Genomic DNA, 12,130 nt, shown 5'->3' with positions numbered 1-12,130 from the left:
ACCCGCGTGCGACGACCCGCTTTCGGTTTCACGCGTCGGCGACCTCTCGGCCGCCGCCGCGCTCCGCCGGGGTCAGCGACGCGGGAAAAAGAATCCGGACCCGTCCCCGTCGGCGGTCGGGTGCGGTGCCTGTGTCGTCGCGGCGGGTCTGGTCACCATGCTGAGCAGGGCGGTCGCAGCCGGCAAAAGCGTTCGGTCGATGTGCCCGTCGCTGTCGGCTGCTACCTCACGTCGCAGCGGATCTTATCCTTCCAGCGGTCGTACAGATACGCATGGACTCCTCCACTGTGGACACCCTGAAACACGCGGCTATCGGCGCAGCCGTCTCGCTCGTGACGTTCTTCCTGCCGTTCTCGCCGGTGATCGGCGGCGGCGTCGCCGGCTACCTCCACGGCCCAGACCGGACAGAGGGCGCGAAAGTCGGCGGGCTCTCGGGGCTGCTGGCGGCGGTCCCCGGCGCAGTGCTCGTCACGCTCGTCGCGTCGATCTTCGTCATCGTCGGTCCCGGCCAGCGCTCGGCGCTCCTCGTCGCGTTCGCCGTCTTCCTCGTCGCGTTGCTGTTCACCGTCATCTACGGCGGGATCCTCGGTGCCGTCGGCGGTTTCGTCGGCGCGGTGCTCAACGAGGAGTTCGACGGTCCCGTCGAGACGGATCCTGCCCGGCTCCGCGGTGACGCTCAGGGCTCCGAGTCGGGATCCGACTCGGACCCCGACTCGGAACTGACCGAGTTCGACGAACCGGTCGAGGAATCGGCGAGCATCTGATCGGGGGGCCGACGCTCAGTTCTCGGCCGTGCGCTCACCCGAAGCCCTCTCAGCCGTTCCGATACTGCTTCACGCGACGTTCCGTTCGGTCGGGCCCTCGCCGCGCTCGAAGCGACCCCTGTCGAGCCCCGACACGTCCACGGTCGACGACTCGCCGTCGAGCACTAGCTCCGCGACGACCCGCGCGGTCGCCGGCGCGTGCTGGAAGCCGTGGCCGGAGAACCCCGCGGCCGTGACGACACCCGGTACGGACTCCTCGACGATCGCGTGGTGATCGGGCGTTACCGCGTATAGGCCGGCCCACCCGCCCGCGAGACAGCTTTCGGGGCCGAAGTAGTCGGCGACCTCGCCGGCACGCTCGACCGCCTCGACGGCCCAGTCGGTGTCGGGCGTCTCCGAGAAGCGATCGGCGTCGACGACCGGGTCCGTCTCCGAGAAGTGGCCGCCGACGAGCGCGCGCCCGTCGCGCTCGGGTCGGAAGTGCGCGGTCGTGTCCGCGTCGATGACGAGCGGATCGGACTCGGGGACCGGGCGCTCCGGCTCGACGACCGCGGTCTGCCTGCGGTGCGGCACGATCGGGAGATCATAGCCCGCGGTTTCGGCGAGTCGCGGCGCCCACGCGCCGGCGGCGTTGACGGCGGCGTCGACCGTGACGCTCCCGCCGGGGTCGTCGGCGAGTTCGACCCGAACGCCCGACTCGCGCGGGTCGAGCCCGGCGGCGGGCGTGTTCGTGCGGATCTCGACGCCCTCCTCCCGCGCCGAGCGGGCGTATCCCTGGAGCGCGAGGTGCGGGTCGGCGAAGCTGTCGTCCGGGCAGTACGTCCCCGCGACGAACTCGTCGGCGCGGAGCCCGGAACACAGCTCGGTGGCTTCCTCGGGGGAGACGGTCCGACTCTCGACGCCGTACTCGTTCTGTATCGCCACCTGATCGGCGAAGACGTCGGCGGTGTCGCCGTCGCGGGTCACGAAGAGGTAGCCCGTCTGACGGCGGTCGATATCGACGCCGAAGCGCTCCTCGAACTCGTCCCACACCTCGATGGAGGCGACGGAGAGCTCGACGTTGGTGTGGGTTGAGAACTGCGCGCGGATCCCGCCGAGCGCGCGGTCGGTGCTGCCGGCGCCGAGGCTCCCACGCTCGAACAGCGTCACGTCGGCGCCACGGACGGCGAGTTCGTACGCGCTCGCCACCCCGACGATCCCGCCGCCGACGACCGCGACGTGCATGTCCCGACCCATGGTACCGCATTACATGAACGTTGCCGCCGGCCCGGCCGGCGGGCGGCCCGACGACGTTTCGAAGCGCGAGGAAACACCGAAGTCCGCCGCCAGCGACCTATCGTCCATGCACGTCTACGACGACGATGCGGTCGCCTCGTTGCTCTCGCTGGACGACCTCCTCGGGGTCGTCGAGCGGGCGTTCCTGAAGCAGGGTCGCGACGAGGTCGAGCGTCCCGACCGGCCGCACTTCCCGGTCGGCGAGGGGCTCGACGGCCGCGATGAGCCGGCGGGCACCGGGCTCGCGATGCCCGCGTACATCCACGGCGACCCGGCGTACGCGACGAAGCTCGCGTCCGTGTTCCCCGGTAACGCCGCCGCTGAGGTCGACCGGCCGACGGTGCAGGCGCAGGTGCTGCTCACGGACGCGGCGAACGGCGAGCCGCTCGCGCTGTTCGCCGGCGAACGGATCACGAACGCCCGGACGGGCTGTATCGGGGGGCTCGCGGCTCGGGAACTATCCGCGGGAACGGGACCGGTCGACCTCGCGGTGATCGGCGCCGGCCAGCAGGCGCGTTGGCAGACCCGCGCGATCGACGCGGCCCGCGGTGTCGACGGGGCGCAGATCTACTCCCCGACGCCCGATTCGCGCGAGGGCTGTGCGGCGGACCTCCGCCACGAGGGGATCGACGCCGTGGCGGTCGACTCGGCGGAGGCGGCCGTCCGCGACGCGGACGTGGTCGTCACCGCGACGACGAGCGAGACGCCGGTGTTCCCGGGGGACACGCTCGCCGACGGGACACTGGTGGTCGCGGTCGGCGCCTACGAGGCCGGGATGTGCGAACTCGACCGCGCGACGTTCGAGCGGGCGGACCGAGTGTTCGCGGACGTGCCCGACGAGGTCGCCGGTATCGGCGACATCGTCGACAACGGCGTCGACCCGGAGCGGTTGCGACCGCTCTCGGACGTGTTCGAGGGCGAGGCCGGGCGGGAATCGGCCGACGAGGTGATCGTCGTCGAGAGCGTCGGCTCGGCGGTGTTGGACACGGCGACCGCGAACTACCTGTGGAGGGACGCGAGGGGGAAAGACGGGATAGCGATCGCGTTCTGAGCGCGGGTGCGAACGGCTGAGGGCTACTGAGCGGGAGTCTGCCGGCTACTCGCCGCCGCTCTGGATCGCCGTGATCGTGAGTCCGTAGGTCGTGCCACACTCCTCACAGACCGCGACGGTGCTGACTTCCACGTCGCCTCCCCGCGTGAAGTCCGACACCTCCTCGCCACACTCACACTCGAACGTATACTCCATTTACCCCTACCTTACACGACGTGTCAATATCTCTTTCGGTCGACGACTCGGATCCGATATTCGGCTGCCGGTCGACATCGGCGGCTCGGCACAGAGCCCTCGCCGCCGTCCTTCCGAGGCGCTCGCGTTGCTCGCGCCTCGCTATCCTTCTGGGCGGCTCACCCGAAAGCTCGCCGTTCACGAGACCGTCGGTCTCGTGAGCGCACAAATCGCGGAGCGATTTGTGAACGCCGTTTCCCGCGGCCTCGCTCACTCCGTTCGCTCGGCCGCGCTACTCCTCGTCGCCGGGGATCCCCCGCCGCGACCCGTCCACGTCGAGATCGATGTCCAGCTCCGCGAGCAGCTCCTCGGCCTCCTCGCGCTTCTCCTGGTGCTCGGCGAGGAACTCCTTCATCAACGTCGCCGCCTGCTCCTTGCAGCCGCCACAGAGGCGCTCGCCGCCGACGCACTCCTCGTACACCTCCTCGGCGAAGTCGTCGTCGTCGCCCGCGAGCAGGTAGGCGTACAGCTCGTACACCGGGCATTCGTCGGCCTTCCCGCCCAACTCGCGCTGCTTCTCGGCCGTCTCGCGGCCGCCGGTCGTCGCCGACTTCACCTTGTCGTACCCCTCCTCGGGGTCGTCGAGCAGCGAGATGTGGCTCGCCTCGATGGAGGAGGACATCTTCCCGCCCGTCAGGCCGGTCATGAAGCGGTGATAGATGGACGAGGGCGTGTAGAAGCCGAACCCGCCGTTGTCGACCTCGACCTCCCGCGCGAGCTCTTCCGCCTCCTCGCGGTCCAACTCGAAGGAGTCGATGTGGGCATCGAAGGCGCGCTTCTCGCCCGGTACCGCCTCGATCAGCGCCTCGAAGGCGTCCTCGTCGGCGTTGCGGTCGAGGAAGCGCGTCCGGGGACGAAGCGGCTCCATGCCGGCGTTCTCCAGCTTCTCGACGGCGCCGGTGCGGGCCGTCTCGAACTCCGCGTCGACCTCGGCCTCGCGCAGGTAGTCGGCGGCGTCCTCACAGCGCGGCGTCTCGGGGTCGTCGGCCCACGCCTCGCGCTCGTCGTAGATACGGCGGACGAGCACGCGCTCCGGGGCGTCGAACTCGGGGCTGGCGAACGCCTCGGTCACCTTGAAGTACCGCGTTTTGCGCGCGATGTCGCGCGCGAACCGGACGTGCGGGTCCTGATCCGGCCCGACCGGGATGACGGTCGGCTTCGGCTCGTCGAGCTGCGGGTAGAGGATGTCCGCCATCTGGGTGACGACCGACTGCATGTGCGAGACGGACGTCTCCCCGCCGAAGCCGTAGATGGACTCGAACTCCGCGAAGCGGGCGTTCGATCCCAACTCGAACGCCAGGTCCTGCAGCCGACGGTTCGTCGACTGGCGGTACAGCTCACCGTCCTCCGGGTCGAACCCGAGCGCGAGCAGCGACAGGAGGTAGTCGCGGGCGTGCTCGTCGATCTCCTCCCACGTCAGGCCACGGGCGGAATGAGCTTCGAGGTCGGCGATGAGTCCGTACGTGTCGGCGCCCTGCCCCTGGTGGTAGATCAGCTCGTCGAACACGAGCTTGTGACCGATATGGGGATCGCCGGTGGGCATGAACCCCGAGAGGGCGGCGGCGGGTTCGTCGTTGGCGAGCGCGCGGGCGACGGCGCCGTAGTCGCGGTGGCCGAAGATGACCCCCCGGCGCATGAGGTAGTGCGGCTCGGGCACCTCGTCGATGATCGCCTCGAACTCCTCGATGCCGAACTCCTCGAACAGTTCGCGGTAGTCGGCGACGGTCGCCGAGCCCCACGGGTCGAGCGCGACGCCACCGTCGGGCACGGCCCGACGTCCCTCGGAGCGCGAGCGCTCCTCGTCTCCGCCTGTTCGCGCCCGATCCTCCTCGCTGTCGGCTCCGCCGGTGCCCCGTGCGGGGCTGGTGTCGTCGTCGCTCATGGGGTGAGTCGCTCGACCGTCAGGTAGTCGTTCGAGTCGTCGCCGGCGAGCGCAAAAACCATTCGCTTCCGCACGCCGCCGGCGAGGCGGACGTCCAGCGCGAGCTCCCGCGGATGGAAGCGGTGGTCGGGCGTCACCACCCGCACGAGACACTCGGAGTGAGGAAGATCTGCCACGGACTCCACCGCGTCGTAGGTCCGGAAGTCGGCGCCGAACTTGTAGCCGGTCTTCGGGACGACCCCGCGGTTGCGAAGCTCGCGGTACACCGAGAGCCGGCGGTCGAACCGCTCGCCCTCGACCTCACGGCCGCGGTCGATCACCGCGTCGGCGTCGAGGTCGACGGCGCCGCGGGCTGCGAGGTCCGCGGCCTCCAGCAGCGACAGCTGAAGCGCGTCAACGTCGGCGTCGTCGCGGCCGGAGACGGGCTGGCCGTAGAACGCCGACTCGTACAGGGCCGCCGGCGGCGACCAGCAGACGACGCGGTCGTCCAGCAGGTCAGCCTCCTGGTCGACGGGCAGATCGTACTCGGTGCGGCCGTCGAAGCCGCCGCCGGCCGCGCAGCCGAAATACGACACCTCGCTCTCCTCGTCGACGACCGCGAGCGTCCGGCCGACGAGGTCGGCGGTCGTCAACTCCTCGCGCTCGCCGACGACGCGGACGCGGTGGGCGACTGGTCCGCCGGGCTTCTCGCCGCGCTCGAACACGAGGATGTCGGCGTCGGAGCTGCCGTCGCGGCCCGCGTCCCCGTCGGCTCCGCCCGCGCTCCCCGGCCACCCCGCACGAGCGGGCGCGAGGTAGAACCCCCGTTCGCGGAGGTCGGCGTACACGAGGAACCGGGCGGCGAAGCCCGGTTCGCTCGCGACGCTGTCGCGGAAGAACGCCCGGAAGTTCTTCCCCGACACCGACTCGAGGTCGCCGCGGTACAGCAGGTGCGCCGCCTCCACGCGTGCGAGGGTCACGTCCGGGCCGTCGGCCCGTCCGTACCCCCGGGCGTCGTGGAAGCGCTGGCGGGCGTCGCCGCGCGTGCGGACGACGTCGCCGTCGAGTGTCGCGTTCATTGTGTGTACGGGTGGGTGGTCGGCGTATAGGGGCTGTGATCGTGTGTCTCGCCGTGTCACGCCGTGTCGAAGCTATCGCTGCCGCGGATGCGTCGCGTCGTCGACGGTCGCTCAGGGCTGTCGGTCCGGGTCGGCCGGCCGGTCCAGTTCGCAGGTGCCGTCGAGACAGCGCACCCCCGTCGCGGTCTCGAAGCGCGGGAGGCCGCAGGTACACTCGCCGGCAAACACGCCCGCGGGCACCGAGAACGCCGTCTCACAGTCGGGGTAGCCGTCACACCCGAGGAACGCCCGGCCGCGGTGCTCCCGAACGCGGAGGTCCCGGCCGCAGTCGGGACAGTCGAAGCGGCGGTCGAGCGCGTCGCGGACGGCCTCGGTCATCGAGTCGCACGCGTAGTCGATACACAGTCGGAGCGACTCGCCGCGCTCGACGGTCATCAGCGGGAGCCCGCAGTCGTCGCAGGTGTCGTCGTCGTGGACCGTCGCGCCCGACGGGAGACCGTAGCCCTCGTCACAGCCGAGACAGACCACGTCGCCGCCGCTGCGTACCAGCGCGGCCCCGCAGTCGGAGGTTGGACACTCGCCGACGGGGACGCCGGCGTCGCTGACCGGCAACTCCACAACCTCGCCGGCGTCGTGCGATCGGACCGAGAGGGTGCGGCCGGCGTCGTGGGCGGTGACGGCGAAGCCGTCGTCGTCGGCCTCGACCGTGAGCGAGTCGGCGCGCGTGAGCCACGCGACCGGCTGATAGCCCGAGCGGTCGTGAACCAAGAGCGTGCGGTCGGGCTTCGTGAGGACGATGACGCGCCCGCGCTGGGTGCGGGTGTCGCCGGTCGTCGTCTCGAACCGCGTCGTGCAGTCGCCCGCGAGGACGGTGGAGGTCGCTGGCATAGGGTGGCTGGTGCCGTTTCCCTACTTGGACTCTCGCTTCGTGCCGGGAGATCGGGCGCGCCAGTCGGTCCCGGTGGCCGGGCCGGAACGCCCATCCCCGCGCCCGAGCATCGTAGGGATATGTCTGAGTCATCCGACAGCGATGCCCCGGAGGCGGCGGACGGGACCGACGCTCCCCAAGCCACCGACTCGGCGGACACGACCGACTCCTCGACGGCCGACCGTCCCGACTCCACGCCGGGGACCGTCCAGACGGAGGCGAGCGCCGCCGCGTCCGTCGTCGTCTGCTTCGACATGGACGGCGTGCTCGTCGACTCCGAGGACTACTGGCACGTCGCCGAGCGCGAGGAGATCCTGCCGCGGGTGCTCGCCGACGGCTCTCCGACCCCGGAACTGGACGAGGTGACCGGGATGTACTACGGCGAGATCTACGACTATCTCGCCGAGCACTACGAGGTGACCGTCGACAAAGCCGAGTTCATGGCGCTGTACGAGGAGACGGCGAAGTCGATCTACGGCGATCAGGTCGAACTGCTGGCGGGCGCCCGAGCGTTCGTTGACGCACTGCGCGACGCGGGCGTCTCCGTCGCGCTCGTCTCGTCGTCGCCGCGCGACTGGATCGAGGTGGTACTCGACCGATTCGATCTGGCATTCGATCTGATCGCACCGGCCGAGGAGTTCGACGGTCCGGGCAAGCCCGAGCCGGGCCTGTACGAGGAGGCGATCCGCGACATGGGCGGGACGGTCGACCGCGCGGTCGCGATCGAGGACTCGGAGAATGGGGTGCTCGCGGCCGCTCGCTCGGGCGCGTACACGATCGCCGTCCGCGACGACCACAACGCGGACACCGACCTCTCGGCGGCGGATCTGGTGGTCGACCGGGACGACCCGGAAGCGCTGTTCGCCGCGGTGCGTCACAGGGTCGATCGTACGTCACTTCGGGAGTGACCGCACGCCGGCGTGCGGTCGACCCGATACGTAGGTGCGACCGACCTTATCAGTCCACGCGGACGATCCGCGAGTCCGTCTCGGGGAGCAACGGCAACTCGGGGTAGACGATCTCCACCTCATAGCGCATCTCCGCCTCGCCGGGCGCGCCGAACACGCCGACGGGGACGGTCGTCTCGTCGCTGAGGTAGAGCGTCTTCTCGGTCATCTCGACGCCGTTGGCGGTGACGCGGATCCCGGCGCGGGCGCTGCCGCCGACGTTCCGCACCGTGACCTCCAGTATCTCGTTTTCGCCGACGCCGATCGAGTCGGGGAACGCGCCCCACTCGACGACAGCATTCGGGAGGTCCTCCGCCTGGCGCAGCACGCGCTCGGCGACCCCCTCCGAGAGACCCGCCCGAGTGAGTCGGTCGGTCCCGGCGGCGATCACGTCCGCTGGGGTGGTGAGCCCGCCAGCCGACAGCGACTCCGCGCGTCCCTCGCCGACGCCCTCGATGGCGGTGAGGCCGACCGCCTCGCGCTTGACGCCGTGTTCGACCCTCGCTTCGACGCGACGCACGAGGTTCGCCGCGCGCGGGCCGGCGACGGCGTCGGCGAACTCCCGAAGCGCCGCGAGCAGGCGTAGCGCGTTCTGCTGGATGATCCACGCGTCAGACCGGAGATCCGAGGGCATCGATCCGCGGACCGCCGCGTGGAGGATAGCGAGCACCTTTCGGTTGCCGTCCTCCAGGTCGGTGTCCACATCCGAGAGCACGCGGTCGACGGCGTCGGCCTCCGAGGAGCGCGAGGAGGCGGAGTCGAACTCGGCGGCCGAGGCGACGACGTGCAGGACGGCGCTCTCGTCGATCGTCTCCCGCTCGCCGAGCTCGGCGAACCGTTCGGCCGTCTCCATCCGGAGGTAGTACTTCGATGCGAGCCGGCCGAGTGTGGTCGCCGCTACCCCGAGCTGGTCGTCGGTCTCGACGAATCCCCGATCCACCAGCGAGTCGAGCGTGTCGCGCACGCGGTCGCGGACGCCCTCGAAGTCGTACGCGTCCGGCTTCGTCTCCGCGCGCACGTAGTAGAACGTCGTCTCCAGCCACGACATCACGTCGTCGAGCCCGGAGATGGTTCCGAGGGCGATCTCGGCGTTCAGGTGCGAGTCGAGGTCCTCCGCGAGCCGGGACTCGATCTCCTTGCCCTCCCGCAGCAGGGTCCGGTACTTGTCGGCGTCGGAGCGGTCGCAGACGACCCAGCCGTACCCCACGTCGTCGTACCCCGGTCGACCCGCCCGCCCGAGCATCTGGAGCACGTCGAGCGGGCTGATGTCGACCTCGCCCTCCAGCGGGTCGTGGTACTTCGTGTCCCGGATAACGACGCAGCGAGCGGGGAGGTTCACGCCCCACGCGAGCGTCGAGGTGGAGAAGAGCAGCTGGATCTTCCCCTCCTTGAACCACCGCTCGACGCGGTCCTTGTCGTTCTTCGAGAGCCCCGCGTGGTGGAAGGCGACGCCGTCGACGACCGAGTGCCGGAGCGTGTCGTTGTCCAGTTCCTTCGCCGCGGTGTGGAAGTCGTAGTCGCCGCGGGCGCCCATCTCGAGGTCGCGCTCGCCGACCTCGTCGCGGGCCTTCTTGGCGGCCATGACGGTGTCCTGTCGGGAGGAGACGAACACGAGCGCCTGCCCCTCCTCGCGGATGTGGGGCTCCGCGAGATCGAGCGCGCGGTAGAGGCGGCGGTACTTGTCCGCGAAGGAATTGTCGCCGTGGGTGTACGTCTTGACGCCGGTCTCCAGATCGACCGGGCGGTAGTCGTCACCGAACTCGAACGTCGTCTCCGGCGGGGCGTCGAGCCACTCGGCCACGTCGCCGACGTTGGGCATCGTCGCCGACAGCGCGACGACGCGGGGGTCACAGATACGGCGCAGGCGCGAGACCGTGACTTCGAGGACGGCGCCGCGCTTGTCGGAATCGAGCAGGTGGACCTCGTCGATGACACAGCAGTCCACGTCGTTGATGAAGTCGTAGCGGGCGGACTCGTGTTTGCGCGTCGCCGAGTCGGTCTTCTCGGGCGTCATCACGAGAATGTCGGCGCGCTCGGCGCGCCGGGGGTTGAGGTCGCGCTCGCCGGTGACGACGTACACGGAGTAGCCGAGGTCTTCGAATCGCTCCCATTCGGCCTCCTTCTCGTTGGTGAGCGCGCGCATCGGGGCGATGAAGAGGGCGGTACCGTCGTCCTTGAGCGTCTCACAGATCGCGAGTTCGGCGAGCGCGGTCTTGCCGGAGGCGGTCGGGGCCGCGGCGACGACGTTGTCGTCGCGCTCGAGGATGGCCGGCAGCGCCTCCCGCTGCATGCGGTTGAACTCCTCGAAGCCGAACGCGTCGGCGAACTCCGGGACGGCGTCTGCGACTTTCATTCGTTGGGTGTCGTCATGGGCGGTTGGATCTCGGGGTGGCGCGGTCCGCGGTCGGTCGGGGTTGGGGGATCGGATCGAGTCAGATCGCGTCGGCGGACCGCGCCGGCAACTACGAGTAGGTCGGGGCGCTTCGGCGGATGAACCTTTCCCTCTGCGGTTGATCGGGCGGGGTCGTGTTCGTGTACGTATCCGCCGTGTCCGAGTAGGAGCGGTCGATTCGCGAAAGCCCCCGCGAGTGTGCGCTCGCGCGGCCCTCCTCACTACGGTCACTTCGTTCTCTTCGCTGCGGTGCTTACGGGACCGGGCTTCCCGCACACTCGCGGCCCTTTTCAGTCCCACCCGACCACGACCGCACCGCCACACGTACGTCGGAGCAAGCTCCGACGAACTCACGCTCGCTTTGCTCGCGTGAGCCTCCCCAGCCGACTCACTCGGGCTTCGCCCTCGTTCGTCCCTCGCGCGCGTCCGACGGGCACGGAGGCCCGTCGGCGCGCGCCCCTCCGGTGTCACCAGCAGTTGTACCGCGAACGAGGCCGAAGGCCGAGCGAGCGGCCTTTTGATCATCATCAGAATCGCGGAGCGATTCTGATTAGCAGTCGGATTCTTCGAATCCGACCGCATCACCAGACGCCTGCGGCGTCTGGTTAGCAGCAGGAACGCTTCGCGTTCCTGCAGCATCGACGGGTTTTGGCGGGGGTCGAGCGCGCCGAAGCTCCCGTGAGCGAAGCGAACGGGAGCACGGAAGACCGAGCGTAGCGAGTCTTCCGGAGGCGCGCGAGGCCCCCGTGAAAAGTGGTCGGTTAGAACTCCTCCACGTGCGGCCGGAGGTCCAGCTCCAGCGTCCACGCGCTGCGGTCCTGTTGCACGAGGTGCCAGTAGCTGTCGGCGATCGCGTCGGGGTCGAGGTACTCCTCGGGCGTGTCCGTCTCCACCTCGGGGCCGAGGATGCCGCCGTCGATCACGGCGTGGGCGACGTGGACGCCCTCCGGGCCGAGCTCTCTGGCTATCGACTCGGCGAGCCCCCGGGAGCCGAACTTCGCCATCGAGAAGCCCACCGCGCCCTCGCGCCCGCGCACGGACGTGGTCGCGCCCGTGAAGATGATCGTCCCGCCGCGCTCGTCGGCGGGGCGGTCCTCGTCGAGCATGTCGCGGACGGCCGCCTGCGAACACAGGAAGTCCGCGCGCGGGCCGACCTCGTAGGCGCGGTCGAACGCGTCCAGCGAGGTGTCTCGCAGTCCGGTCCACGAGGCGGCGCTGGCGTGGTTCACGAGCACGTCGACGGGACCGAGGTCGTCACGGACGCGGTCGAAGGCGGCCGCGATGTCGGCGGAATCGCACAGATCGGTCGCGACGCCGACCGCGTCCGTCGGGAGATCCGCGACCAACTCGTCGAGATACCCGCCGCTGCGCGCGAGCAGTCCGACCTCGCAGCCTTCGGCGGCGAAGCGCCGCGCGATCGACTCGCCCAGTCCCGGTCCGACGCCCGCGATGACTGCTGTGGTCATGGGAGGGGCGTCGGGGGGCCGGAGCATAACCGTTGGCCGGACGGTCGCCGCCGCCGCGGTGGCGGATGCCGCCGCTGCGACACCCGACCGTCCGTCGGTCGTGGCACACGCTTCCCCACAACCGAGTCGCTTA

At 70.1% G+C, this 12,130-nt stretch carries 10 protein-coding genes; 3 read left to right on the top strand and 7 right to left on the bottom strand.

Going from position 1 to position 12,130, the window contains the following annotated elements; translation table 11 throughout:
• Window positions 1-272: 272 nt before the first annotated feature.
• Complete coding sequence (locus ABJD39_RS07815; RefSeq protein WP_348613613.1) at window positions 273-764, top strand: DUF5518 domain-containing protein; 492 nt, start codon at window positions 273-275, stop codon at window positions 762-764.
• 69 nt (window positions 765-833) lie between these two features.
• On the opposite strand, the gene ABJD39_RS07810 is transcribed toward ABJD39_RS07815, so the two are convergent.
• On the bottom strand, window positions 834-1,988 hold the full coding sequence (locus tag ABJD39_RS07810) for an NAD(P)/FAD-dependent oxidoreductase (RefSeq protein ID WP_348613612.1): 1,155 nt from the start codon (window positions 1,986-1,988) through the stop codon (window positions 834-836).
• A 118-nt stretch (window positions 1,989-2,106) separates the two neighbouring features.
• Between ABJD39_RS07810 and ABJD39_RS07805 the strand changes: the two genes are divergently transcribed.
• Window positions 2,107-3,090: an ornithine cyclodeaminase family protein gene (locus ABJD39_RS07805; protein ID WP_348613615.1), complete on the top strand. Its 984-nt coding sequence runs from the start codon at window positions 2,107-2,109 to the stop codon at window positions 3,088-3,090.
• Between the two features lie 45 nt (window positions 3,091-3,135).
• On the opposite strand, the gene ABJD39_RS07800 is transcribed toward ABJD39_RS07805, so the two are convergent.
• The 4 genes from ABJD39_RS07800 to ABJD39_RS07785 all read right to left on the bottom strand — a co-directional run bounded on the left by ABJD39_RS07800 (window position 3,136) and on the right by ABJD39_RS07785 (window position 7,152).
• A complete protein-coding gene (locus ABJD39_RS07800; RefSeq protein ID WP_159663173.1) occupies window positions 3,136-3,285 on the bottom strand; it encodes a hypothetical protein in 150 nt (49 codons plus the stop codon).
• A 271-nt stretch (window positions 3,286-3,556) separates the two neighbouring features.
• Window positions 3,557-5,206: a tryptophan--tRNA ligase gene (locus tag ABJD39_RS07795; RefSeq protein ID WP_348613611.1), complete on the bottom strand. Its 1,650-nt coding sequence runs from the start codon at window positions 5,204-5,206 to the stop codon at window positions 3,557-3,559.
• Window positions 5,203-6,264, bottom strand: a complete 1,062-nt coding sequence (gene endA / locus ABJD39_RS07790; protein ID WP_348613610.1) for a tRNA-intron lyase — start codon at window positions 6,262-6,264, stop codon at window positions 5,203-5,205. The genes ABJD39_RS07795 and endA overlap by 4 nt, the downstream gene beginning before the upstream one ends.
• A 111-nt stretch (window positions 6,265-6,375) precedes the next feature.
• Complete coding sequence (locus ABJD39_RS07785; protein WP_348613609.1) at window positions 6,376-7,152, bottom strand: topoisomerase DNA-binding C4 zinc finger domain-containing protein; 777 nt, start codon at window positions 7,150-7,152, stop codon at window positions 6,376-6,378.
• Window positions 7,153-7,446: 294 nt separating this feature from the next.
• Here ABJD39_RS07785 and ABJD39_RS07780 point away from each other — a divergent pair, with 294 nt between their 5' ends.
• Complete coding sequence (locus ABJD39_RS07780) at window positions 7,447-8,100, top strand: HAD family hydrolase (RefSeq protein WP_348613614.1); 654 nt, start codon at window positions 7,447-7,449, stop codon at window positions 8,098-8,100.
• 49 nt (window positions 8,101-8,149) lie between these two features.
• On the opposite strand, the gene ABJD39_RS07775 is transcribed toward ABJD39_RS07780, so the two are convergent.
• Together ABJD39_RS07775 and ABJD39_RS07770 are read right to left on the bottom strand one after the other, a co-directional pair.
• The gene (locus ABJD39_RS07775) at window positions 8,150-10,492 is read right to left on the bottom strand and encodes a DEAD/DEAH box helicase (RefSeq protein ID WP_348613608.1); all 2,343 of its coding nucleotides are present in this window, start codon (window positions 10,490-10,492) and stop codon (window positions 8,150-8,152) included.
• Between the two features lie 800 nt (window positions 10,493-11,292).
• On the bottom strand, window positions 11,293-11,997 hold the full coding sequence (locus ABJD39_RS07770; protein WP_348613607.1) for an SDR family NAD(P)-dependent oxidoreductase: 705 nt from the start codon (window positions 11,995-11,997) through the stop codon (window positions 11,293-11,295).
• Window positions 11,998-12,130: the final 133 nt, after the last annotated feature.

This window comes from Halobaculum rarum, from assembly GCF_040025155.1.
In the GTDB taxonomy this organism is placed as follows: domain Archaea; phylum Halobacteriota; class Halobacteria; order Halobacteriales; family Haloferacaceae; genus Halobaculum; species Halobaculum rarum.
The sequence above is the reverse complement of the archived record's forward strand: the minus strand, read 5'-3'. Positions and strand labels throughout refer to the sequence as shown.

Bases quoted from the DNA above. Each gene is read 5' to 3' on its own strand.
- ABJD39_RS07770 (WP_348613607.1), bottom strand. From the start codon at position 11,997: ATGACCACAGCAGTCATCGCGGGCGTCGGACCGGGACTGGGCGAGTCG.
- ABJD39_RS07775 (WP_348613608.1), bottom strand. From the start codon at position 10,492: ATGAAAGTCGCAGACGCCGTCCCGGAGTTCGCCGACGCGTTCGGCTTC.
- ABJD39_RS07780 (WP_348613614.1), top strand. From the start codon at position 7,447: ATGGACGGCGTGCTCGTCGACTCCGAGGACTACTGGCACGTCGCCGAG.
- ABJD39_RS07810 (WP_348613612.1), bottom strand. From the start codon at position 1,988: ATGCACGTCGCGGTCGTCGGCGGCGGGATCGTCGGGGTGGCGAGCGCG.
- endA (WP_348613610.1), bottom strand. From the start codon at position 6,264: ATGAACGCGACACTCGACGGCGACGTCGTCCGCACGCGCGGCGACGCC.
- ABJD39_RS07805 (WP_348613615.1), top strand. From the start codon at position 2,107: ATGCACGTCTACGACGACGATGCGGTCGCCTCGTTGCTCTCGCTGGAC.
- ABJD39_RS07800 (WP_159663173.1), bottom strand. From the start codon at position 3,285: ATGGAGTATACGTTCGAGTGTGAGTGTGGCGAGGAGGTGTCGGACTTC.
- ABJD39_RS07815 (WP_348613613.1), top strand. From the start codon at position 273: ATGGACTCCTCCACTGTGGACACCCTGAAACACGCGGCTATCGGCGCA.
- ABJD39_RS07795 (WP_348613611.1), bottom strand. From the start codon at position 5,206: ATGAGCGACGACGACACCAGCCCCGCACGGGGCACCGGCGGAGCCGAC.
- ABJD39_RS07785 (WP_348613609.1), bottom strand. From the start codon at position 7,152: ATGCCAGCGACCTCCACCGTCCTCGCGGGCGACTGCACGACGCGGTTC.